The sequence below is a fragment of the Streptomyces sp. NPDC056738 genome, from assembly GCF_042790435.1.
In the GTDB taxonomy this organism is placed as follows: domain Bacteria; phylum Actinomycetota; class Actinomycetes; order Streptomycetales; family Streptomycetaceae; genus Streptomyces.
The window spans coordinates 554,101-576,980 of the sequence record NZ_JBHTZF010000005.1; the positions used below are offsets into that span (position 1 = coordinate 554,101).

The window sequence follows — 22,880 nt, forward strand, 5'->3', positions numbered from 1 at the left end:
AGAGATCCCGTAAGAAGGAAGGGTGTGGCCGGCGGGGCGGAATTCCGCCCCGCCCCGCCGACCAATGGCGACAGGAGCCGTCATCGACCCGTCGGTTCAGTTGTATAGCTCGTTGCCATCTCTCCATGAGGTGGTGAAGACGTAGTCTCCGATGAAGTAGACGGAATACTCGAAGCGGCCCCGCTCTTCCCAGTATCCGGTATAAACATCCTTGTAGTATTTATGGTCGTTGTACCACTTGTAGTACTTTTTGTGATGGTACCGCTGCTGCCATGCGGATCCAGTCACCGAGAAAGCGCCCAACGTGGCGGCGTCCATGAAGTAAATGAACGCCTGTCGCAGAAGCTTCGGCATCTGGCTATAGAGGGAGGGGTGCCAGCTGGAGTTCTTCCAGTAGGTCTTGTACCAGATCCAACTGGTGTTGTAGTGGTGCTGGCAGCGGGTGCCATACCAGCCGCGGGCGCAGGCGATGGAGTTGCCGTCCAGGTCGTAGGACATGACCGGGTCGGCCGCATACGTGTAGGCGTTGGGGGTGCCCCCGTAGATGGGGTCGGTGGACAGGAAACGACCAGTGCTCGGGGTGTACAGGCGCACACCCATGAGCGTCGCATTGCCCAGACCGTCCCCGGAACGCAGGTACTTGCCGAGCCAGCCGTAGCCGGTGGTGGCGCCGTCGACAGGGACGCCGAACTCGTCGTAGTGCTGCACGCTGGCGGTGCCCGGGGAGCCCAACGGGAGCTGCACGATGTTGTCGCCGTGCAGGTTGGACAGCTGCAGCACCGCGGCACCACCATCAACGGTGCTCGCAGCCAGGCCGCCGGTGAGATCGATGGCCGTGCGGGTGACGGACCCGGTGGCCGTCTTGGACCACGTGGGGGTGTCGCAGTCGCAGCCGTAGTGGCTGGTGGTGGAATTGGTGGTGCTCCAAGCGCCGTCGGTGCCTTGGGTCTTGGAGGTGGCGGTGGCCAGCCGCTGCGCGGCGTCCAAGGTCCACTCCGTGCGGTTGGTGCCGCTGGTCTCGCTGTGGGCGAGGTCGTTGGCGTAGTAGGTGAACGTCTGCGTGCCGTTCGTGGTGGTGCGGCCGAACGCGTCGTAGGCGTATCCGCTGTCGGTCAGGCGATCGGCGCTGTCGTAGGTGTGACTGGCCGAGGTCGTCTGGGCGTCGTTGGTGGCGGGATCGCAGTCGTCCGCGCTGGCCGTTTGGCCGGTGCGGTTGCTGTTGGCGTCCAGGGTGTAGGAGCGCGTCAGGCAGCCACCGGTGGCGGTGTCGCTTCCGGCCGTCAAGCGGCCGTCGTGGTCGTAGGTGAACGCCGTGTCGGTGGAGGTGCCGTCGGTTATGGTGTGGCCGGCCTGCTGGCCGTGGATGGTGTACGTGGCGTGGTCGGACAGCACGATCGTGCCGTCCTGCGCCGTGTACTCCTTACTCGTCTGCTCACCAACTGGGTCGGTGGTCAGGTTCAAGGTGTAGTTGCCGGGCAGGACCTCCTTGGTGAGCTGACCGTCGGCGTCGTAGGTGCCGGTGAAGGCGCCGGCGGACGAGTGGGTCTGCGTGTCGCGCTGGCCGGCGGCGTTGTAGGTGTAGGTGACGGTGGACGGCGCCGAATCGGTGGTCTTGGTCAGCCGGTCCAGCGTGTCGTAGGCGGCGGACGTGGTGTTGCCGGCGCCGTCGTTGTAGGTCAGCGGCCGCCCGAGAGTGTCGTAGGAGTAGGCGATCGTCTGCCCGTCGGCCGCCTGCGTGGCGATCTTTCCGGTCGCCGGGTCGTAGGTGAAGGTGTCGGTGGCGACGCCGGTGCCGACGCCTCCGGTGATGGCGGACTGGGTCGGGCGCCCGGCCTCGTCAATGGTGAGGGTGGTGGTGCGGGTGACGCCGTTGGCGGTCTCGGTCAGCTTGGCGATGCTGCCCCACCGGCCGTATTCGGTCGTCTTGGTGGGCAGCTGGGTGGGGTTGGTGCCGCCGAGGGTGATGTCACCGGCCGGTCCCACCGAGCAGACCAGGTCCGCCCACTCGGGGCGCCCGTTGCACGCACCCGTGCCTGTTGCCGAGTAGTAGGTGGTCACCTTCGCACCGGCGTCGTTGCCGTTCGACTTGGGCAGGGTGGTCTTGATGACCCGGCCCTGGGCGTCGTACGTCGTCTTCTTGACCAGGTTCAGGCCGCCCGGGTCGTCCGTGGTGGACGTCGCAAGGCCCTTGGCCCAGTCGTACGCCGTTTTCGTGGTGCGGGTGTCGCCGTCGGACGGGTAGCCGTCCACATAGGCGCCGACGGTGACGGTGGTCGGCTGGTTGGTCACCGTGGCCGTACCGTCAGTCGGCCGGCCCTCGTCGTATGCCGTGACGGTGTGCTGGCGTGCCGCCACTTCGCTGCCCGCGGGCAGGTCGGTGCCACCCGTGCCGGCGTGCAGCGCGCCGGTCAGTGTGGTCGTGTGCAGCGGGCCGAAGCTCTCCAGCTCGCGCTGGCCGTCGCTGGAGTACACATGCGTGGTGGACAACTGCTGCGCACGGTCCGCCGCGGACAGGCCGCTGATCCCGAGCAGAATCTGCTCGGACTGTCCCGCACCGCTGGTGGCGAGCGCCAGCTCCCGGTTGCCCGCGGTCAGTTCACGGACCGCGTTGCCGAAGTGGTCGTACTCGGTCGTGGTCAGGTGGCCACCCGGTGTCGCGCTGTTGACCTCACGGCCGGACGCGTCCGCGTACGAGATCGAGGCGCGGGTGTAGCTCGTCGACGTCAGGGCCGAGCCGTCGTGCGAGGCGGGCACGGCATCGGCCGGGAAGACCGCGGTCACGTCGGACGGAATGTCCGTCTGCCCCCAGGCCGCGACGCCGGTGGCGCCCATCGAGTACGGGGCATTGGAGCCGGTCAGCGGTACGTCGTAGACCATGCTGGTGGTGGCCGTGCCGCCGTCGGTCTGCGTCTTCGAGCCCGCCGCCAGGGTGGGACGGGAGGCGGCCAGCAGCATGCCGGGGCCCGCGGTGGCCGCGTTGCCGGCCGTGCCGTAGGTGAAGGTCCACGGCAGCTCACCGGGCGGTGTGAGGGTGGCGACCCGGCCGGCGCTGTCGTAGGTGTAGGCGGACTTCAGCGCCGGCGAGGTCCGGGGGTCCCAGCTCTCGCGGAGCCGACCGGAGTCGTCGTACGCGTACTGGGCGATCACGGTCGCGGTCGCGGAGGCCGCGCCCGGGTCGGTGGTCCACAGCTTGATCTGCTTGACCTGGCCGTTGTAGTCCGCGAACACGGAGGACGTGGCGGTGGTGGAGGTGGCGTACACGTACTCCAGGACCCGGCAGCCCTTGGTGGACGGCGTCGTCTCGCACGTCGAGGACGACACCGCCGAGGTCGGGGCGATGACGTACTTCGGACGGGCTAGCGTGCTGCTGGGGGAGGACTTCTCCGAGACCACCTTGGTGGTGGAATTGTCCGTCGGCAGATACGTGGTGGACACCTGCCAGGTGGTCGCAGCGGGGTCGACCTTCGCGAACGTGGTCGTCATACCCTGGGTGTCCTTCAGGGTGAACGAACCGGTCAAGGAACCGGTCAGAGTCAGGTCCTCCGAACCCGGCTCGCTCTTCCAGCCACCACCGTTGGTGGCGGTGAACCCGGTCTCGTCGCCGTCCACGTCCACGACCGCCACCGAGGTGGAGGAGGTCTGGCGGAGGTAGGCGTAGTCGGAGTCGGTGATCTCCGGGGTGATGCCGGAGGTCCACTGCGGGCCGAAGATCGCCACCTGGCCCTGGGCGTCCGCGCCCGCGGTCGGCTTCCGCGACGAGGCCGTACGCGAGACGTTCATGTCGAACGCGGACGCGTCCGTCGCCGACAGCGTGTAGTCACCGGTCAGGTCGTTGACCGAACCCGGGCCGACCTCGTCCGACGGCGCGGTGCCCGCGTTGCGGTCCACGGTGACCGTCGATATCGGCGAGTACCCCGTGGTCGTGCCGTCGGTGAACGCGACCCGGATGTCGACCGGGCCGTCCTCGGACAGCGACGTGGTGATATTCCACGTCAGCGCGGGCGGCGCACCGTTGGGGGCGGCCAGCGGCCAGGCGGTGACGGCCGAGCCATCGCTGTTCTTCGTGACGTCCGCGAGCGGCACGTTGTGCCAGGGGGTATCCGCCTCACCACGGCGGTACTGGTAGGTGACGCCGGTGTAGGTGGGCTTGCCGGTGGCGGCCAGGGCCACCCTGCGGGCGGGCCGGTCGCCGTCGCCGGGGCTGAGCAGCGCGGCGCCGTCCGCGCCCACGCCGAAGGAGTACTTGGTGTTGGTGGCCGACAGGTTGCCGCCCGAGTCGATGGTCTGGGCGTACAGGGTGTGCCAGCCGTCGGCGGGCGTGATGGAGATGGTCAGCGGGTCACCGCCGGTGCCGTCCACGGTGTCATAGACGCTTTTCGCCATCGACGGGTCGTCCAGGCCCCACTTGAAGGCCTGCCCGTCCGTCGAGGTCGTGTCCAGGGTGCAGGTCACCGCGCCGGGCGCCTTCGCCGACCAGGTGTCCTGCGGATACGAGGGACAGCTGATGGTCGGGGCCGCGGGCAGCCCCGTGTTCAGCACGAAGGTGGTGTAGCCGGTCCAGGAGCCGTAGTCGGTGGAGTCGTACCCCCGCACCCGGAACCGCAGATGCGAGCCCGCCGAGAAAGCGTTGGCCGAGGGGACGGCCAGGGTGGCCGTGGAACCGGACGCCACGCCCGCGCTGGTCGCGGTGTAGGTGTAGGTGGTGTCGTTGTACGCGGGGTCCGGGGTCACCTCGAACTGGGCCTTGACCGTGCCGCCGTCCGCGTCCGTCGCCTTCGCCGACAGGGTCGGCGTCAGCGAGGTCACGTACCGCTTGCCGTTGTAGGCGTTCACCACGCTCGGGGCGATCGCCTGCGAGGCAGTGGCGGCGTAGGAGTTGTAGGTGACCGTCAGGTGCGGCTCGACCGAGTTGTCGCCCGATATGTAGTTCGCCGAGCGGAACCGTCGCCAGGTCAGCGAGTCGGTCTCGCTCGCACCGCGGACCTGCAGCCCGTAGTTGGCCGAGCCGTCGGCCCACGCCTGCACGATGGCGTCGATGTCGAAGTTCATCGTGCCGGCCGGGCAGGACGAGTCGTAGCCCAGCGCCGCCGTGTTCGTGATCGCACCGGTGGTGGTGGTCGACGGCTGGCTGCCCCACGTGATCGAGGACGAGTCCCAGGAAGAGGTGATCCGCCTCACCTGGGTGCCCGCCCCGGAGGTCGAGCAGGTCGAGGAGTAGTACGAGTACAGCGCCAGGTTCGTGTCGATGATGTGCTTGCCCTTGAAGGGCGACACGTCGAACTTGAGATAGGAGCGGGCCACGTCGGTGCCAGCGTCGTAGGTGCCCGACTTCAGCTCGGGCGAGGAGACCTGGGAGTCGGGGTAGTCGGGGTTCTGGACCCAGGTGTCGGTGGTGACCGCCAGCGTGGAGGTCGGGTCGATGGTCACCGGATAGGTCGCGGTGGCCAGGAAGTCCTTGTCCGGGCTGAGGACCAGGGTCTGCGCCCCGTCCTCGGAAGTTTCGATCTTCGTGTCGACCCGCTGCTGATGGGCGGACTCACCCGAATCGGGATCCTTGGAGTCGTCCCACATCATCGGGGCCGGCGCCTCGGCGACCAGGTCCCCGTCCGCGTTCTTCAGCAGCAGGTGCCCGGAGTCGGCCTGGGACAGCTTCAGCCCGTCCAGGTTGAGCGGGATCCGGTAGGTGGGCGTGCTGTCATCCAGCTGCTGGGACAGCTTGATGTCCTCGGAGAAGCCCTGCGCCAGGGCGGTCACCGACAGCTTCTGCCCGTCGCCCAGGTTGTAGGAGGCGGTGCCGTCCTTCACCGACGGGGTGGGCAGCTTGTCCTGCCAGCCCAGCCCGAACGACTCCTCGCCCTTGCCCACCGACGCCAGCTGCGTGTCCCCGCCGTCGGAGACTGCGATGTCCGCAGCGGCCGCGTTCGGCTCCAGGGCGTCACCGGTGTCGGACAGGGAAGTGTCGATGTCCTTCCAGTGCCCGTCCCGCTTCACCCGGATCGGTCCGCCGTAGGACTCGGTCTGCAAGGCCCCGCTGGGGAGCGCATACGTCGTCGACTTCGACGTCCGCGCCGAGAGCACCTCGATCTTGCGGTCCTGCAGGCGGGCCATCAGTACCGCCGAAGCCTCATCCTGGGCCTCGGCGGGTCCCGTCGGAGCGTCGGAGGCCGAGGCTGACAACGTCTCAGTTGCCCCGCTTTCGGGGGTGGTCGCGAAGGCCATGCCGCTTTCCGCGACCAGGGCCCCCTCGGCAACCATGGCCATCACCAGGCCGATGGCTATCTGCCGCAATCTTCGCCGGCGCGCTGGCGTCGGCCGCGACCCGATGAGGGTCGCGCGTCTTTGACGCATAGTCGGGTGTCCTTCCAGGTCAGCTCTCCAGCCGGGTCACCCCGGCCGGGAAGCTGATCCTCTTCAGTTGGAACACCCGTGCCATCACACCACCACAGCAAGGTCAAGCCGATGTAATGCTTCGCAAAGACTTGCAAAACTTACGTGGACCTTACATAGGCCCGATATGAGCAGAAGATGCCGCTTTGATCTCTTACTTGCGAGGCCTGTCAGGACGTCAGATCTCGAAATGGTTCCGAAGCGCCGGTGAAGACTTTGTAAATCACTGAAGGAATATGCAGCAACACTCTCCGGAATCGCACCAAAACGATCGCCGAGATCCCGGTCAAGTGGCATCCTCGCTGCTCACGGGCCCGGAGCTAGAGATTCCGGTCATGGTCCAGGGGAGACCTGCGGTGAACAGCGAGTAGCGCATGCAACTACCGCGCCAATCTTTCGAGTTACCCCTTGACAGCGCGGCAGCAGGCCAGCGCATGTAACCAGCATTCCAGTTTCCGATACGCCCGACGGGCTGGATACAGCCGTTGAGACGGGACGGCTCACGGCGCCGCCCGGACGGCACTGCGAGAGTTGCGGAGCACGCCAGACTCTGGCAAGGGGTCAACGATCAGCGTTTCCGAGCGAGGCAATGCCCCCCACTGGTTCATACGGTCGTTGACCGCGGCTGAACGGGAGGTGACAATCCGCCTGATGAAAGGGGGGACGATGGATCTCAAGGACGCCAAGGACCACATCGAGCGCGAGTATCCCGAGCTCACCGGGACCGAGAAGATCAAAGCGATCAAAGCGCTGAGAAGTCAGACAGTACGGGCCGGGGGAACGGGTCAGTGGCCATCGGTCGCCGAGTCCTGGGGACTCGTCGCCACTGCCTTCATCTGCATGCGCGCCCTAGCCTGGGCTGAGTGGGGCGTCCCCTTCGACGCTCGGCACTGGTACGACGTGCTCTACGTCGTGCAGTTGGTCTTCGGCGTCGTGCTGCTCACCCGCGCCTACAAGCGCCGCCGAGACGCCTCGCCTCCTAATTGAAGCTTGCCCAAACAGAGTCAGCTACGAAGTCTGCGGCTACTTTGGGCCCTCCCCGCCCGCGCCGCAGCTTCCGGGAACGAGGCTGCCCGCCAAATCCCGAGTAGCGTGCGTTCATCCCTGTCGGCCGCCGGGCGTCGGCGGACGGCGACAGCGGAGCCACTTCGCCGCGCGACTCTCCCTGATCGCGGCCGCATGGAAGCGCCGACCGCACTGCGGTCGGGGCTTCCATGCGCCGCAGGTCGTGCCTACGTGTCTGACCGCTCGGTCTCGGCTTGGGCGGCCTCGGCCTCGCGACGTTGTTTCCGCCGCGCGCTCGTGCCAGTGCCCGGGGTTGGTCGCCGCCGTGGTTCCGGGGCGGCTCGTCACCGATTCCCGCGTTGCTGGGGAGTTTGGTGACCTTGAGGCCCGCGATGCGGCCGCGGGTGGCTTGGCTGGTGTCGCAGGTCAGGAGTCGCAGGTCGCGGCCTGCGATGCGCTGGATCGTTGCGGCTCGGTCGATGATCTCGTCGTCGGCGATGGGTAGGCGCACGTGGCCGGGTTGGTCGAGGACGATCTCGACGGTGACCCGGCCGCGCATGGCTTGGCCTTCGCCTGGCGCCTGGGGGTGGAGGGTGCCTCGGGTGCCTGAGGTGATCACTTCGTCGAGTCGGCCGAGGGTATGGCCGGCCCGCCACCTTGGGTGGGTGGGGCCGGTCTCTTTGAGGCGGTCGAGTTCGTCGACGACGGCGATCGGGAAGATGAGGTGAATCTCTTCGTCGGGCGGCAGGCCCATGGTCTTGTGGAGATCGGTGTCCTTGAGGGGCTGGGGGCTGTGGAGGTAGAAGCTCGGGTCTGCAACGGCGAGCCAGGCCGGGCCGTCCCAGCGGGTCATGTGCTCCTTGAGCGCCGTGACCGCCGCTTCGAGATCGGTTCCTCGGTCGTTGAGTTCCTGGTCGACCAGGCCGTTTACAAGGAGTTGCTGGGCAGTGCCGGCCATGGTTCCGCAGGCTTCCAGCAAGGCGTAATAGCGGCGCGTCTGGAGGAGACGGTCGACGTCTTTCGCGCTGACCTGGGTTTGCAGACGTCGAGTGGCGCCCGTGACCCACTCCAGGTACGCCAAGAGCCGTGAATATGCGGTGTTTTGACCGGCCGCGCGCAGGTTGGTGGCTTCCAGGTGGAGCTTCTGGAGCGTCTGGAGGATGTTGCCCCGGTCGGCTCCGGGCCGTGGAGTGATGCACATGGGCTGGATCGTGCCAGGGCGCGACTCGGGACGTGGTGGGCATGGCGAAAGACCCCGGCGGTCGCGGTGCGGCGAAGAGGGCGACGGGGCCCACGGCTGGTGGTGCGGTCGTGGCCGCCGACACGGCGGGCAGCCAGCCTGGCGTCTCGCCTCAAGGTGAGCAATCCGGCTGATTCGCCGCCGGTACGCACGGCAAGATTTCCCCATGGACCCAGGCGTGATAGCTGCACTCATCGGCGCTCCGACCGCCGTTCTGGCCTCCGCGGCCGGCTACGCCGCTGGCCAGGCCCAGGCGCGAAGTGCGCATCATGGGCCGATTGATGCTGTGCGTCGGCAGCACCAACGGGACGCCTATGCCGATCTCATCCGGGCAGCGTGGTCGTATCTCGAGAGTGCGGGCTCCGTCTCGCACCTAGTAGGCGCAATGGCTAGGGCCGAACTGCCCCGGGAGAGCTTCCCTCTGGGATACCACCTGCGAGTTAGGGGCGCGCTGACTCGCCCGATTCGCAGGGCTGACCTGGTCGACGCCTTCGCTCCGGCACCTGTCCCTCGCGCGGTCGACGACGTCCTGGACGAGCTCGAAGCGGCGTCACCGAGCTGGCAGCGGGACATCTACGACTCCTGTCAGCCCGGCGACCTGCGCCGCGCCGAAGTCGTGGTCTCGCTCGAAGGTCCCGACCACATCGCAATGCTGGCAGAGCAAGTCCGTCTGGCCGCCAATCCCATCCGGGACTGCTGGGCCAGGGTTGCCCTGAAGCCCTTCTTCGCGCCCCAGGAGGGCGAGCCTCAGACATTACCCAGCACCCTTTTGATGAGCCTCATGAGGTCCGTTCAGGGGTTCACGGAGGTCGCGCGGGACCATCTCAACGATCACTAGCAGGAGCCTCGTTAGGCGTCCCGTCCCTCGATGATCGAGCGTTGGCACCGGTTCGCTTGTCTACGACCGCACCCTGGCGGTCACCGCAGCCAGAGTTCAAGGAAGCCCAACCCGCGCGTCAGGTTCTTTCTGTACAGCACCGAGACGCCCAGCATGCCCACGCTGAAGATCAGGACGACCGTCACTGGATCGGACAGCGCGAGGAGGCCTACAGCAGCGGCCCCGATTGCGATCACGACGGCAAGGCCTGCGAGGCGCAGCGCTCCCCAGTCTCCGGCCTCGGGAAACATCGGTACAGCGGTTGGCGCTGAGATTGATCATGGTCAGGGCGTGAGCGCCGTGACCCGGTTCCCGTACTCGCGGCGGGCCTTGCGCTGGGCCGGGACCGCGGGGAGGCCCTGGCCGCCGTCGAGCGGCTGGCAGCGGGCGAGGAGCCCTCGGTGTACGGCGGGGATGGCGCTGACGCGCAGGGTGTAGCCCTGGCCGCGCCGTACGGTCATCCCCTGGTCGAGCGCGCCGCGCTCGGCGGGCTCCAGCTCGGTGGTGCGGAGGTAGTCGGCGACCTTACTGGGCATGTCGAGGGTGACCGCCAGCGGGGCGGGCGCGTCCGCCCCGCTGGCGGTGTGCTCGGGCAGGAGGTCAGCGACGCCGGTCCGGATCGCGCCGCGGCTGACGCCGTGGTCGCGGGCGAGGGCGGCGATGGAGCGGCCTTCGAGGTACGCGGTGCGCACGTCGGCGGCCGTCGCGGCCGCGACGGCGCCCGCCCTTGCTGCCCTTGGCCTCGGCGGCGCGCAGCCCGTCGTAGGTCAGCTCGCGCTGGAGTTCGCCGGTGCGCGGGTGGCGGGCGGTGAGGTCCATAGCGGAGAACATGAGGACCTGGAACGTCCAGGTCCTCATCGATGGCCTTCGCCTCCAGGTGCGTTCAAGACGGGTGTCGAGGCCGAGGACGATGACTCCGCCGCCCCCGTTGGCGAACCCTGCGACGTCCTTGGTCAGTTCCTCGACCGCCTTGGGGTCGGCCAGCTGATACGGGTCCCGCTTCACATCGATCCACTGCGTCTCGCGCAGTCCGAGCAACGAGGCCGGCTCATGTGTATCCAGCGCGGCCAGCGTGCTCTTCAGATCCGTCGGCACTTCGGCAGTATCCACCAGCGCCCCAGCGCCCCGCCGCCAGGTTTCACAAGCCCACTGACTCCAGGACGACATGGGCGCGCGCTGGTCCGAGACCCCCTGCAAGGAGTCTGCCGCTCCGCGCGGCGATGCCGACCATCTGCAGCGGGATTGATCCACCCGGGTGAGGCGGCCCCTTGAGGGTGAAGGGGGTTGCTCCAGACGCAGTACGCCCTGTCAGTTTCCAAACCTACGGTCCGAGCATGTCCTCTCAGTCCACTCCGCCCGCTGCCCTGACCGGTTTCACGGCTGGCCGCTGCACCGCGGAAGTACACCCCACCGCATCGGCCGCGTCCATCGCCGAGCTCTGCCTCCCTCAGCCCCAGCTCCCTGTGCTCGCCGCGTACCTGCGCACCGCCGAGGAGCAATGCTCCGGGCTCCGCCGAGAGCGGTGGGGGTATGCCGCGGCCAACGCTGAGGCGGCAGCCAACGCGCACGACCCGGTCACCCGACGCTGGCTGTGCGCGACGGCCTGCGACTACGCACGGCTCGCCAACTCATCCGCTTGCGAATTCACCGCTGAAGGTGATCTGTCCGCACGTCGAGTTGATGGCTGGCACGCCGGGAGCCGCGCTCGTCCCAGACCCAGCACGATCATCACTTTGCGCCAGGACAGCGACGGTACGGCTACTCTCCGTGCCCGGTTGTCCGATGTGGACAGCCTCCCCACTCGGAGGGCACGAGGATGACCACGCCGTCCACGTCGTACTGGACCGAACCCCAAACCGCGGATGAAGCCGGCTGCACGCCCTCGGAGTTCGAGGAGATCGAGCGCATCGTCACCCGCGGAACAACGACCGGACGCGCATTCCGGGCCACCCGCTTCGCGGTAGGGGACTGGCTTCTGGCGAAGTTCGGCCCGCCGGCCAAGGCCGGGTCCCGCTACGCCACCGAGGCGCAGCTCGATGCGCTTACCGCTCGACTCAAGCTGTCACCGCAAACGCTGCGTAAATGCCGCCTGCTGGCTCATCGGTGGACGCCGCAGCACCGTGGTCCCGTCCTTGACTCCAAGGTGTACGTCTCGTTCACCACCCTGCACCAGGTCGCTCTCAGCACCGAACCGGGTGTATTCGACCCGGAGCAGTTCGAGGAGAAGGTCAGCATCCTGCAGGGCCTGATGGCCCTCGCCGAGGAGCACGACATCCTCGAAGTCACCGAGAGTGACTACCTCAAGGCCGTCCGCAAGGCCATTCCGCCCAGCAGGCGCCCCGGAATCCAGGCCGGCCGCAATGCGGTCGTCGCGGCAGTCAACCAGTTCGAGGCCAACCAGCCAGAGGTCCGCGAGGCGATCCTCGGCGCCGTGAAGGCCGATGCGGACGCCACCCGCACCATCACCGCCGCATACCTCGTGCAGCGCCCCGAGCTGGCCCGCGCCGTACTGCGGGAAGACCCGGACCTGATCCCGGCCGCTGCGCAGGAAGCCGCCCACCAAGCCGCTGGAGGTGACGCACTAGAGGCTGAACCGGGAGAGGCCGTTTTCCGCGAACTCGTTCAGGTCCTCGGCGGCAACCGGCCAAGTGAGGAACTGCTCCTGGCCGAGTGGCGCCAGGACTTCGCCAGAGCCGTCGGCCGCTTCAACGCCTTCGTCACCGACTGGTACCCCGCCGACAGAGTCATCGCCAGCGCTGACGACGACCTCCTTCGGCTCGTCGCCTTCCTCGCCGACGACGTGGCCCAGTGGGCCGCCGCCATCACCAACGCGCGCAAGCCCGGGGGCCTGCGCCTCGTAGAGAGCACCACCGCATGAACAACGACGTCCCCGCCGACGACCACAACGACGTCCCCGCCGACAACGCGCCGTTCTACTTCGACCGCTACCCTCCTGAGACCGCTCACTGGCTCGCCGAGATCTGCGACGACGCCACCGTCAAAGCCGGAGACAGTCCCACCGAGTTCCGCAAGGTCATGTGCGAGCGCATCAAGATGGGAATCCGTGACGGCGTCATCCACGCGTTCCGCGCAGCGGATCAGATCATCGCGGCGAACGCTCCCGGAGCGAAGCACATCGAGCAGCAGTACCTGAAGTACGACCAAGCCCGCGCCGCAGTGATCGAGACGGGACCGCAAGCCAAGCCGGGCCCCACCACCACGGCCGGACCCAAGACTGACGACCCGGGCCAGCCGGCATCCGGCACTGAAGGCCAACACGGACGCGACGGCAAGACACCGAGCGGCCCCGGCTGCGGAGCAGGAACGATGGCCGGCGCTGGAACTGCCGTGACCTTCATCGAGGGCTCCGGCCGCAAGACGACAGAGAACGGCAAGGGCACCGGCACCGGCACCGGCACCGGTCACCAGGGAACCCTCTTCATCGTCCAGTACGCCGATTATCGGGCGAGCATCCCCGCGCGCCGCAAGAAGGCCCAGACCGAACAGCGACGCCTGTATGACGTTCAGTCGGACGCGGCCCGGCAGATGCGCGTCCATGAAGACGAGTTGGCCTTCCTCGACCGCCTGGAGGCGGCGGACCCGGTCCTGGAAGATCTGATCAACACCCATCGCGCGGAGACGAGCATCGCCGGGGTCCTGTCTGCCGCCGGCCGGACGCCCGAAGACCTCGGCCTCACCAAGGAGACGGTGGCCTGGCTGGACCGTCAGCTCAAGGCTGCCTAGTGCCCTCCCTCACACGGTGCCCAGAATGCGGGGCACACCTTGGCCCCTCCCGCGTACGCGGCGAGGGGCCCTGGAACCAACGCTGGCGCACCGGACTGAGCAAAGACCAGCAGTTCGTGCGGCGTGGCGAGTTGGAAGCCGACGTGCTCGCTCCATGCGGGACCATCGTCGAGCTGCAGTACGGGCCTCTGTCCCGCATCGAAATCGATCTCCGCGAACGCGTCTACGGCGACATGGTCTGGCTCTTCCACGCCCGCGACGCACACCTCCAGAACCGCCTCCGCATCGGTCCGGTCCCTGGACGTCCTCACGTCAACTTCGTCTGGAGCCGGCCCCGGGAGACCCTGCAAGCCTGCCGCCGCCCAGTCCACCTCGACCTCGGAGAGTCGATCCAGGCAGACGGCCTGCACGTGGTGCTGCGGATCAACCGGAGCCACCCCAGACAGCCAGGCCGTCATTCAGGCAGCGGCCTCCTCTACACCGCGGAGGCGTTCCACAACTGGATGGCGCACGGCCTTCCACTCACCCCACTCATCCTCAAGGCCCCTGCCCATGATGTCGCCTGACCTGCTGAAGCTGGACCACCTCTTCACCCACCACGTAGACACCAGAGCCGTCGACTTCGTTCGGCCTGCCGACACCGATCGCCCGACCTGGGCGGTCTACGAAGAAGCGCGCTACCTCGGCACCGTCCACGCCCAGCACAGCGGCTCCGACTGTCACTGGCACGTGCAGCGGCTTCGCGAGCAGCACTGCGACCTCGACGACGCCATCCGCGTCCTGCGCCGCCCGCCAACCTGGCAAGCCGATCAGTCACGCGTCCACCGATGGGCCTGCGGCATCCTCAACGATCCACACATGATCGTTCTCGATACACAGACCACCTCCCTCACCGACCCATGGGCCGTGCAGATCGCACTGACAGACCACCGCGGCCGTGTGCTCTTCAACGAACGCCTCAACCCCTTCGCTGAGATCACCCCGGCAGCAACCGCACTGCATGGCATCACTCCGGAGAAGGCCACGGCCGCAGCGCCCTTCTCCGCATTCGTGCCGCGCCTCACCCGACTCCTGCACGGCCGACGTTGCCTTACCTACAACGCGCCCTTCGACTGCAAGGTCCTCGAGCGCGAGCTCCACAGGCACTTCGGCAGCGCCGCGCGGGCTCGGCACTGGATGACGAAGTGCACGTGGATTGACGCCATGCGGCCCTACGCCATCTGGAAGGGCCTGTGGTCAGCCCACCGCGGCGGCTACCGATATCAGCGGCTGGGCAGCAGCTACGACGCAGCCACAAACTGCCGACTTCTCCTGACCACACTTGAACAAATCAGATGACAGCCGATCGACCGACACAGCTCACCTCGCTGGCCTCCGCTCCCGACCGTGTGCCGGCGCCGCGACTGGCCGGCCGCGTGCGTCGTCATCGAAATCAACGCTAGGCAAGTCCTCGCATGCCTTGCGTGAGAGAGTTGCGGATCCGGCCGAGACGGCCGGGGGTGTTCTTGCCTGTGGGGGCGTTGTTGTCTGCGCGTGTTCATCCATCACGGCCTGGTGATCCGGGCCGGATCGGCCCGTACCGGGTCATCGGCCGGCTGGGTTCGGGCGGTATGGGGACGGTTCATGCGGCCCTGGATGCAGGCGGGCAGCGGGTGGCGGTCAAGGTCGTCCATCCGGCGCAGGCCGGCGACGAGGAGTTCCGGTCCCGGTTCAAGCGGGAAGTCGAGCTGTCCCGGCGGGTCACGGGGCCCTGCCTGGTGCCGCTGCTGGCCGCGGACCCCGGTGCGGATGTTCCCTGGCTGGCCACCCCGTACGTGCCCGGCCTCACGCTCGGCGAGCACATCGCCGCGCACGGGCCGCTGTCCGGGGCCCGGTTGTACGTGCTGGCGGTCGGGACCGCGGCCGCGCTGGCCGTCGTTCATGCGGCCGGGGTGGTGCACCGTGATGTGAAGCCGGGGAACGTCATCCTCGCGCCGGACGGGCCGCGGGTGCTGGACTTCGGCATCGCCCACGCGCTGGACGGCACGTCGGTGACCCGGACCGGCGTGATGACTGGCACTGCGGGGTGGATCAGTCCCGAGGGCTACCGAACCGGAGTCGCGGGACCGGCCGGCGACATCTTCGCCTGGGGCGCACTGATCGCCTACGCCACCACCGGACGCCTCCCCTTCGGCACCGGCGCACCAGACGCGGTCGCAGCCCGGGTGATGTCCGCCGAACCCGACCTCGCCGGGATACCCGACGACCTCCTGCCGGTAGTGACCTCTGCACTGGCCAAATCCTCGGAGGAGCGGCCCACGGCCGCCGTGTTGGCCGGACAGTGCACGGCGCTGCTGGCCGCCCAGGCCACGCAGGTCCTGCGGCCGGGGGGCGAGGCGCCGACGCTGGCGGGTGATCTGGTGGCGGCCGGATGGGAGGGTTGGCCGGTCGCCGAGGGTGACCCGGCCTGGACGCTGGCCCGACGCCGGATCGCCCGCCGCCGCATTGGGCTCGTGGCTGCGGCCGCCGTCACCGGGTTCGCTGTGGCCGCTGCCGGCACGATCCTGATCGCCGATCAGATCCGTGATGGGCAGCGGGGCAACACGCTGGCCGGGGACGGCACGACGCCGTCCGCCACCATCACGCCCGGCAGCCGATCCAGCGCCGTGGCTGCCTCCCCAGCAGCAGGCGCTCCGGAAGCAAGGCCAGGGACGAAGCCCCCGGCGTCCGGGTCCGCCACGTGCCTGCCGGTCACCTACAAGGCGCCCAGGGGCTCGGCGTTGTGCAAGTCCAAGAAGGACATCTGCGCCGTCGGAGCCGGGTACTACATCAAGGACATCAACCGTCTGTGCGGCGGCCCGCCCACCCTGCAGAGGGTCAACATCATCTCCGAGCCGTCCACCGGCGGCGATCCAGGAGTCTTCTACTGCGTGGCCTGGACCGGCAGCGCCAACGACACCTCCCGCGACGCTGTGCTTTTGATGAACGCCCCCGGCTACCAGTGCGGCGCCGACCTGGTGAGCCCGTCCGGCACTCGCGATGCACAGGGGCAGGCGATCGTCTTCTACGACACCGAGCAGGACTGCACACCTCTGTACGCGGGAACACGCCAGACTTACCCAGCCGTCCTGGACTACAGCAGCCTCGGCGACCAGGAAGCTCCCACGTATGTCTGCCTCAGCGAACATCTCGGTGCCTGACACTCCAACACCTGTCACCCGGTTGGGCCTTCCCCGGCGGGTGATCGTCTCAGCGAAGCCGTAACAGCCGATCGCGGCAGCGGTTGTCCGGGCATGACGCGACGAAGATCCCTGTCTGCACTGGCTGCCGCTGCCGCGACCGTGCTCGTCCTCACTGGCGTGCTGGCGTCACCGGCAGCTTCGCGGGCTTCGTCCCGGCACGCCTCGGCCGGGGACGTGTGTGCGACGCAGTACCGGGTGACGGGACGGGTGGTCGCGGTGCGGCGGCCGGCGTGGAACGACGGTCCGGTGGCCAAGCCGAACAGCCCGGTCGACCGCTACGTCCACCGCGGCGACGTCCTGTTGTCGTGCGTCGAGGCGATCGCGCGGACCCGGGGAGGCCCGGCGTACCGCAAGTGCGGCCGCTCCGGCTCGGTCTGGCGCGTGGTCCACGGCGGGCAGATCCCCGCGACCTGCGTGAAACGAGCCTGAAGCGCGGCCGCCGACGGGCGACCTGAGTCTCTGCGCGCTCAGGTCTGCTGATGCGGACCGCCTCGATGGCGGCTGCACCGCCGAAGCCGCCGGTCCAGCCGCGGCTCCGACTTCCGTGACGGTCTAGGGTCTGACGGGCAGCCCGGCCCCCGTAACGCTCTGGCGGGGTCGGGCTCGCTCTGCTCCTGATGCCTCCCGAAAGGCACTGGAGGACACCGTCGGCAGTCGGCTCCGTGCACGAGAACCGATCCCTGCTGGAGGTCACGGTGCCCCCGTTTGCCCTGCCTGCCCCGCTTGCCCTGGCACGCGCGGTCGAGGCCGTCCCCGAGTCATCGGACTGGATGCTGGAACCGAAGTGGGATGGATGGCGCTGCCAGATCCACACCGCGACCGGGCGGGTGTGGAGCCGCCACGGCACTGATCTGTCCCGCCCGTTCAGCGACATCGCGCGCGCTGCGTCGAACCTGCCGGACGCCGTCCTGGACGGCGAGCTCGTCGCGGTCCTCAACGACGGATCCGGGCTGGCTTTCGACCGGCTGCAGAGTCGGACCGGCAGCCGCGGCCCTCGAAGCGGCGCCGACTTCACTGTCCACGTCGCGCTCTTCGACGTCCTCGCGGTCGGCGAGCAGGACTGGCGCCAGCGCCCGTACACCGAACGGCGTCCCGGACTGCTGTACCTCCTCGAGCAAGGACCGCCCACGCTGCGCGCGGTACCGGCCACCGAGGACCGCGCGCAGGCTCTGGAGTGGGTCGGTGCGCTGGGCGGGGTGGAGGGCCTGGTGTGCAAGCGGGCCGACGGGCGGTATGCGGCGGGCCTGGCTTCGGGGTGGGTGAAGTGGCGTCGGCGTCACACCACCGAGGCGGTGGTCATCGGGGTGACCGGCCGGACCCCGGCGGCCCAGGCCCTCGTCCTGGGCCGGCCTCACGGCGGGAGGATGCGTGCCGTGGCTGTGAGCCTGCCGCTTCCTCCGCACGTCCGAGCCGCCGTGGCGCCGCTCCTGCACGCGGCGGGCGGGGAGATGCGCGAGCTGCCGGGCACGGTGGGTGGCCTGCCCGGCGCCGACCCGGTGCGCTACCTGCCTGTGGAGCCCGAAGTGGTGGTCGAGATCGAGGTCGACCAGGACCGGCTGGAGTTCGGCCGCTACCGGCACAGGCCGCGCGTGCGGCGCGTACGCGGCGACCTCACGCCGAACCTCATCGACGACGGAACGTAGCCAGAGCCCGGAATTGGGTAACGGGTATTCGCAAAGGTACCCGTGGGTGCATACTCGGTGTATGGCTGACACCACCGTGAAGGTTGACTCAGAAACCAGAGACCGGTTCGCCGCGGTCGCCGCAGCCCGCGGGCAGAGCGTGCGCGCCTACCTGGCCGACCTGGCCAGAGTCGAAGAGAACCAGATCGCGCTGAGCCGGGCGACGGCCGAGTTCCGCGGCATCATCGCCCGCCCTGGCCTGGCCGAGGCGTTCGACGACGCCTTCCCCGACGACGCACCCGCCCAGCACACCAGCACGGGGCGGGCGGCCTGACCCTTGGACCTGCACATCGACATCCGGTGGCTCCTCGACCGGCAAGAGGAACTGCTCGGCAAAGAGCTCGGGGTCCGGGACTACTCCGGCCTGGTGGCAGCCGTCGCCCGCCATCGGGTCAACACACCTCAGCTGGACTCCGGAGAGCCCGACGCATACTGGCGGGCCGCCGCCCTGCTGGAACAACTGGTCCTGCTGCGCCCGCTGCCGGCCCGCAATGCGTACTTCGCATACGGCGTGGCGGTGGCATACATCAGAGCCTCCGGCCAGGAGGTCGACGACTCCTTCGAGCCGTGGCGCGACCTGATCACCGACATCCGCGCGCTGCGACTGACCGTCTACGACATCGCCGACCGGCTGCGCTCCTGGCAAAGCACCGGTTGACCCTGGACTTGGCCTGCCGTACTACTTGGCGCTCTTTCCGAGGCCCGGCGGTCTGTACAGGACCTGCCCGGTGGCGCGGTCGGTGACCGTCCACAGTCGCGCGCCGATGGTCAACGCGCGGCCAGTGTCAGCCGCCAAGGTCAACTTCAGAGCGGGCGTCGTCGTCGCAGCGGTGATCACGCCGCGGTGAACCATCGGACGCTCCAAGTCGTCGTCGGGATCCACGGTCATCCAGGCATCGCTGACGACGACTTCACGGCCCAGCAGCATCCCGGTCACGGCCTGTTCCAGGATGTCGACCAGAGCCCTGCATGCGGCGGCCGCGGCATCCGTGTCAACGTCCGCAGGCTGCTGGCACTCCCACTCCGCCGCAGCAGCGAGGTCCGCCAGTTCCAGCGCCTGAGCGCAGGTCAGATCGTGTTCAGGCGGGTTGGCAATGGACGAGCTGAGCCAGTTCGGGCGGCGGCTCGTGCATTCGACAATCGCCGCCATGGCTTGCGGCGAGATGAGAACGGCAGCCGTCATCGGTTCGCCCCTCCTGCTGGAGGCTGCGATTTCATGGCTACCGGTGGTCAAGCCACTTCTCCCATTGCTCGCGTGGAGCGCTTTGGAGCACTGTCCGTGCTCGGCGCGAACGCCGTCATGACGGTTCTCCGGCGAGCGCGGTCAGACGCTCCATCTCGTCCAAGCCGTCGTTGCAGCACTTCCCGCACACCAGCCGGCGCCGCTTGGGCTGCTCGGGCAGCCGGACGTCGTACGGCGCGCGGTCCTCGGCAAGGTCGCGCAGGTCGTAGTCGCATTCCGCACAGACCAGCCGGGCGGCGCGGGCCTGCTTCTTTGACCAGGTGGGCCATTCTGCCGACAGTTGCAGGAAGGCGATGGCCATGCAGTCGGCGCGGGGCTGGAACACCACGAATTCCCAGTGCGGGGCGTCCTCGGGGATGTCGGCGATCACTTGCTCCAGTGACGGCATCCACTGCACCAGGTGGCTGAGGTCCTTACGCAGGATGCGGACCTCCTCGCCCTTGCGCATGGCCTTGGTGTAGGAGGTGGCGAGCGGGAAGCGGAAAGCGGTCACGATGGTGTTCGGGACCTGGAGCAGGTCCAGGTCAGCGCTGATCTCGGCGGCGGTGGCCTTCCATTCGCCGCAGTTGACTTCCCGCCACATTGCCAGGCCGTCGGCGTTCAGCCTCCCGGAAGCATTGATCGTGCCGACGATCCGCCTCTGCGCGGCCCGGACCTCCGGGGTGACCGCTCCTGCCATCTCCCACTCCCTGCTCTCGTCGGCACTCCGCTCCCGGCGCCGTCCGTCTGGCCAACGAGCAAGCCCGCGAGAAGATCCGGTGGCGGCCGCAGACGGCAGGAGGAGGTCGATCAGCAGCACCATCTGCAGCGCACGGTGATGCCGATGGCATGGCACCCGCGGCCGAGCCTGGCCGTCAGCTGTGGAGTTGCCGACGCCAGGCGGCACTGGCAAGCGCGAGCCCAACCACTGTCTGCTAGCGGTCCTGAACGAGTAGGCATGCCGCCGCGCGTCGGGGCGGGAACCGTCGGATCCGTTCGGCTCTGCGAGGGGGCAGGCGACGTACGCGGCTCTGCACATAGACAAGTACGCCGACACTGGTCCCAGGTGTGACTGGATCAGCCGGAGTGGTAGCCCCACCGGGCCCGGCCGTCGCTGCCCATGAAGCACTTCGCGGGGCGCCCGTCGACGGTGGTCGCGGTGGCGCCCACGGGAGAGCAGTACCTCCCGAACTGGATGCCGGGCTGACTTCCCGTGCCACCGGTGGTTCCACCCGAGGCCCCGGAAGAGCCTCCACTGGACCCACTGCTGCTGGAGCCGCCGCCTGACGTGCCACCTCCCGTGGTGGAGCCGCTCGTGCCCCCGGTGCGAGGCTTCGGCTCGGGTCTGGGCTTCGGTTTGGGCTTCGGAGTGGGCTTCGGACTGGGTTTGGTGCAGGAGTTACCCTGACCGATCAACCAGAGGTCGGCCGAGGTCGACAGCAACACCTCGTCGCCGGCTTCCGGCTCCTGGCGGCACACCTGCCAGTCGTCCACGTCCTGAGAGTCATCGTCCAGGCGCTCACCTGTGTGAGCGTGCAAGGCGGTTGTGTGCGCAAGCCCGAGGTCGTCCAGAGCGCGTGAGGCATCGTCGAACCGCTCGCCGACTACGTCCGGCATGATCACCCGTGGTGGGGCGAGCAGTCGCGACGGGCACGCTTCCTTCTCGGGGACCGCGTAGAGCTTCAGCGCGCTCGCGGACGGGCGAACCGTCTCGTCGTGGGAGGGCGTCTGGAAGCACACTCGCCAGCCGGGCGCCCCGTCGGCCACCGGACGCAGGGACGATGAGGCATCGGCGGACGACACGGTTATCCAGGACTGGCGTCGTGCGTCCGCGACGGCCGTGGTAAGAGCAGTTCCCGCGAAGTCCGGCACCACCACGGAGCGGTCTTCAATACCTGCGCGAGCGGGTGTCTCGTGTCCCGCTCCCCAGGCGGCGAAGACCAGCGTCGCCGCGGCCACGGAAGCGAGGACGGGGCGTCTGCGGACCCATGCGGACAGACGGGCTCTGCCGTGGGGGTGTGCGGAGGAGTCGGTGGGCAGGACTTCCCCAGCTGCCGCGGCCAGGCGCGGATCACCGGCAGGGGAGCCGGATCTCGCCTTTCGGGTCCCCTGCAAGAGTGTGCAGGAAGCGTCGATCCGCGATCCCCACAGGGTGATCCGTCGTCCGTCCACGGACACGTCCAAGCGTGAGGCGTCCACGCGTGAAGCGTCCTCGTACGGGGGGCGCATGATCACCAGAGGCCTCGCGACCCGCGACGGCGCCACCCCGCCGATGCTCAGGAGAATGAGTGCCTTCTTGGTGAGCGCCGCGTACCCCAGCCCGTGGTAATAGAGGGCCAGCACCCGCTCCATGGGCCGAAGCGTACGGTGCAGATCCTGTGCCATGTGGAACGGAGGGAGGACGACCTCGCGTTCGGCCACAACGGCGGTGCGCCAGTCACTACGCAGCAGCCACTGCGCATCGTATGGGGACATACGGGGAGAATAGCGGCTGTCGATCTTCGGCACGGATCCGCTCCCCGAACCGGTGTACGGCCGTGACCTGCGCAGATAATGTCTCCCTGGGGTCGTTGGCGCAACCGTCGCAGCGAGCGCTGATCCTGCGGAGGGAGTAACCGGCGCGCTGCCCGCAGACCGGGCGCCCGGTCACGGCGGGCCTGCTGACCGCGGCGAAGGGTCTGCTGGCCGCGGTGGACTCCTTCGCCGCCCCCGCCGTTCCAGCTTCTCGCGCACCCGCCGACGCGGCCCGCCTGCGGAAGCCGGGTTGGCCGACGCCGAGGTGGATGTGGGGCCAGCAGACGTGCAGAGTGGTGAGGACACCGGTGAGCCGGTGAGTGAGGGCCGGATCGGCGGTGCCCCGCGAAGCCCCTCGCTGCGTCGCCGTCCGGGCCTACGGCTGTGCGTCGTCCGGTGCGCGAGACGCACAGCCGGTCTCGGCCGGGGAGCAGGTTGTGGAGGCTGCCGGGGTGCTGCGTACCGAGTTCGGCAGCCCGGGCCGGTACCACCGGGCAGCCGCGCAGGGCATTGTCGAGCAGCGGCTGGGTGTCCGGCTCGGCGCTGCGCAGGGACAGGCCATGAATGTGTGGGGCATGGTGTGCTCGGTGGCCTCTGCGCCGCTCCGGCTGCTGGGTCCGTGCCGGGGCTGCCGGCCGACTGCCCAGGCCGCTCGCGCCGGGGTGCGCCTGCTCCGTGCGTGCTGGCCCCGCTGTCCGGTCCCGCGCCGCTTTCGGCCCCGGCCGCGTTGCCGTGTCCGCGCTTCGTCGTCTTCCGCCCGGGCGTCGGTGCCTGGGCCGGGGCCCGCACCGCTCCTGCGGGCTGGCTGCCTGGCTGGCCGTGTCTGCCGCGCCTGTCCGTCCGGCCCCGAGCCCGCGTCGGGCTTCCTAGTGCCGGTGTTCCGTTGCCCTTCGCCCGGCCGTCGCGGTGCCCGCGCTTGCGCTGCCGTTCGATCGTGTGGGTGTTCGCGAGGGGCAGTCGTTCTTTCTGGGGGCAGACAGTTCGTATG

Annotated in this window: 19 protein-coding genes; 11 read left to right on the top strand and 8 right to left on the bottom strand. The window is 68.7% G+C overall.

What is annotated here, in order from left to right:
* Positions 1-96: 96 nt before the first annotated feature.
* Entirely contained in the window at positions 97-6,108 is a 6,012-nt protein-coding gene (locus ACFRIC_RS16770) for a DNRLRE domain-containing protein (RefSeq protein WP_382785715.1), read from the bottom strand.
* 945 nt (positions 6,109-7,053) lie between these two features.
* Between ACFRIC_RS16770 and ACFRIC_RS16775 the strand changes: the two genes are divergently transcribed.
* Complete coding sequence (locus tag ACFRIC_RS16775) at positions 7,054-7,374, top strand: hypothetical protein (RefSeq protein ID WP_382785718.1); 321 nt, start codon at positions 7,054-7,056, stop codon at positions 7,372-7,374.
* On the opposite strand, the gene ACFRIC_RS16780 is transcribed toward ACFRIC_RS16775, so the two are convergent.
* Positions 7,367-8,593: a PIN domain-containing protein gene (locus tag ACFRIC_RS16780; protein ID WP_382785721.1), complete on the bottom strand. Its 1,227-nt coding sequence runs from the start codon at positions 8,591-8,593 to the stop codon at positions 7,367-7,369. The genes ACFRIC_RS16775 and ACFRIC_RS16780 overlap by 8 nt on opposite strands.
* Positions 8,594-9,017: 424 nt before the next feature.
* Between ACFRIC_RS16780 and ACFRIC_RS16785 the strand changes: the two genes are divergently transcribed.
* Entirely contained in the window at positions 9,018-9,470 is a 453-nt protein-coding gene (locus ACFRIC_RS16785) for a hypothetical protein (protein WP_382785724.1), read from the top strand.
* Positions 9,471-9,550: 80 nt separating this feature from the next.
* On the opposite strand, the gene ACFRIC_RS16790 is transcribed toward ACFRIC_RS16785, so the two are convergent.
* From ACFRIC_RS16790 to ACFRIC_RS16800, 3 genes are read right to left on the bottom strand one after another with little or no spacing between them, the layout of a single operon-like run.
* The gene (locus ACFRIC_RS16790) at positions 9,551-9,760 is read right to left on the bottom strand and encodes a hypothetical protein (RefSeq protein ID WP_382785727.1); all 210 of its coding nucleotides are present in this window, start codon (positions 9,758-9,760) and stop codon (positions 9,551-9,553) included.
* A 33-nt stretch (positions 9,761-9,793) separates the two neighbouring features.
* Entirely contained in the window at positions 9,794-10,201 is a 408-nt protein-coding gene (locus ACFRIC_RS16795; protein ID WP_382785730.1) for a resolvase, read from the bottom strand.
* Positions 10,110-10,604, bottom strand: a complete 495-nt coding sequence (locus ACFRIC_RS16800) for a hypothetical protein (RefSeq protein ID WP_382785732.1) — start codon at positions 10,602-10,604, stop codon at positions 10,110-10,112. Before ACFRIC_RS16800 ends, ACFRIC_RS16795 begins: the two co-directional genes overlap by 92 nt.
* A gap of 721 nt (positions 10,605-11,325) precedes the next feature.
* On the opposite strand from ACFRIC_RS16800, the gene ACFRIC_RS16805 reads away from it, so the two are divergent.
* The 9 genes from ACFRIC_RS16805 to ACFRIC_RS16845 all read left to right on the top strand — a co-directional run bounded on the left by ACFRIC_RS16805 (position 11,326) and on the right by ACFRIC_RS16845 (position 18,814).
* A complete protein-coding gene (locus ACFRIC_RS16805; protein WP_382785735.1) occupies positions 11,326-12,387 on the top strand; it encodes a hypothetical protein in 1,062 nt (353 codons plus the stop codon).
* On the top strand, positions 12,384-13,253 hold the full coding sequence (locus ACFRIC_RS16810; RefSeq protein WP_382785738.1) for a hypothetical protein: 870 nt from the start codon (positions 12,384-12,386) through the stop codon (positions 13,251-13,253). Before ACFRIC_RS16805 ends, ACFRIC_RS16810 begins: the two co-directional genes overlap by 4 nt.
* A gap of 131 nt (positions 13,254-13,384) precedes the next feature.
* The gene (locus ACFRIC_RS16815; RefSeq protein ID WP_382785741.1) at positions 13,385-13,819 is read left to right on the top strand and encodes a hypothetical protein; all 435 of its coding nucleotides are present in this window, start codon (positions 13,385-13,387) and stop codon (positions 13,817-13,819) included.
* Positions 13,806-14,591: an exonuclease domain-containing protein gene (locus ACFRIC_RS16820; RefSeq protein WP_382785743.1), complete on the top strand. Its 786-nt coding sequence runs from the start codon at positions 13,806-13,808 to the stop codon at positions 14,589-14,591. Before ACFRIC_RS16815 ends, ACFRIC_RS16820 begins: the two co-directional genes overlap by 14 nt.
* A 272-nt stretch (positions 14,592-14,863) precedes the next feature.
* Positions 14,864-16,432: a serine/threonine protein kinase gene (locus ACFRIC_RS16825; protein ID WP_382785746.1), complete on the top strand. Its 1,569-nt coding sequence runs from the start codon at positions 14,864-14,866 to the stop codon at positions 16,430-16,432.
* A 237-nt stretch (positions 16,433-16,669) separates the two neighbouring features.
* Positions 16,670-16,903, top strand: a complete 234-nt coding sequence (locus ACFRIC_RS16830) for a hypothetical protein (RefSeq protein WP_382785749.1) — start codon at positions 16,670-16,672, stop codon at positions 16,901-16,903.
* Between the two features lie 233 nt (positions 16,904-17,136).
* A complete protein-coding gene (locus tag ACFRIC_RS16835) occupies positions 17,137-18,117 on the top strand; it encodes a hypothetical protein (RefSeq protein WP_382785751.1) in 981 nt (326 codons plus the stop codon).
* 61 nt (positions 18,118-18,178) lie between these two features.
* The gene (locus tag ACFRIC_RS16840; protein WP_382785753.1) at positions 18,179-18,430 is read left to right on the top strand and encodes an antitoxin MazE7; all 252 of its coding nucleotides are present in this window, start codon (positions 18,179-18,181) and stop codon (positions 18,428-18,430) included.
* A 3-nt stretch (positions 18,431-18,433) separates the two neighbouring features.
* Positions 18,434-18,814, top strand: a complete 381-nt coding sequence (locus ACFRIC_RS16845; protein ID WP_382785755.1) for a toxin Doc — start codon at positions 18,434-18,436, stop codon at positions 18,812-18,814.
* Positions 18,815-18,835: 21 nt separating this feature from the next.
* Here the strand turns inward: ACFRIC_RS16845 and ACFRIC_RS16850 are convergent, their stop codons facing one another.
* From ACFRIC_RS16850 to ACFRIC_RS16860, 3 genes are all read right to left on the bottom strand, one after another.
* A complete protein-coding gene (locus ACFRIC_RS16850; RefSeq protein WP_382785758.1) occupies positions 18,836-19,390 on the bottom strand; it encodes a hypothetical protein in 555 nt (184 codons plus the stop codon).
* A gap of 64 nt (positions 19,391-19,454) precedes the next feature.
* On the bottom strand, positions 19,455-20,078 hold the full coding sequence (locus ACFRIC_RS16855; protein WP_382785760.1) for a hypothetical protein: 624 nt from the start codon (positions 20,076-20,078) through the stop codon (positions 19,455-19,457).
* Positions 20,079-20,455: 377 nt separating this feature from the next.
* Positions 20,456-21,886: a PASTA domain-containing protein gene (locus ACFRIC_RS16860; RefSeq protein WP_382785762.1), complete on the bottom strand. Its 1,431-nt coding sequence runs from the start codon at positions 21,884-21,886 to the stop codon at positions 20,456-20,458.
* Positions 21,887-22,880: the final 994 nt, after the last annotated feature.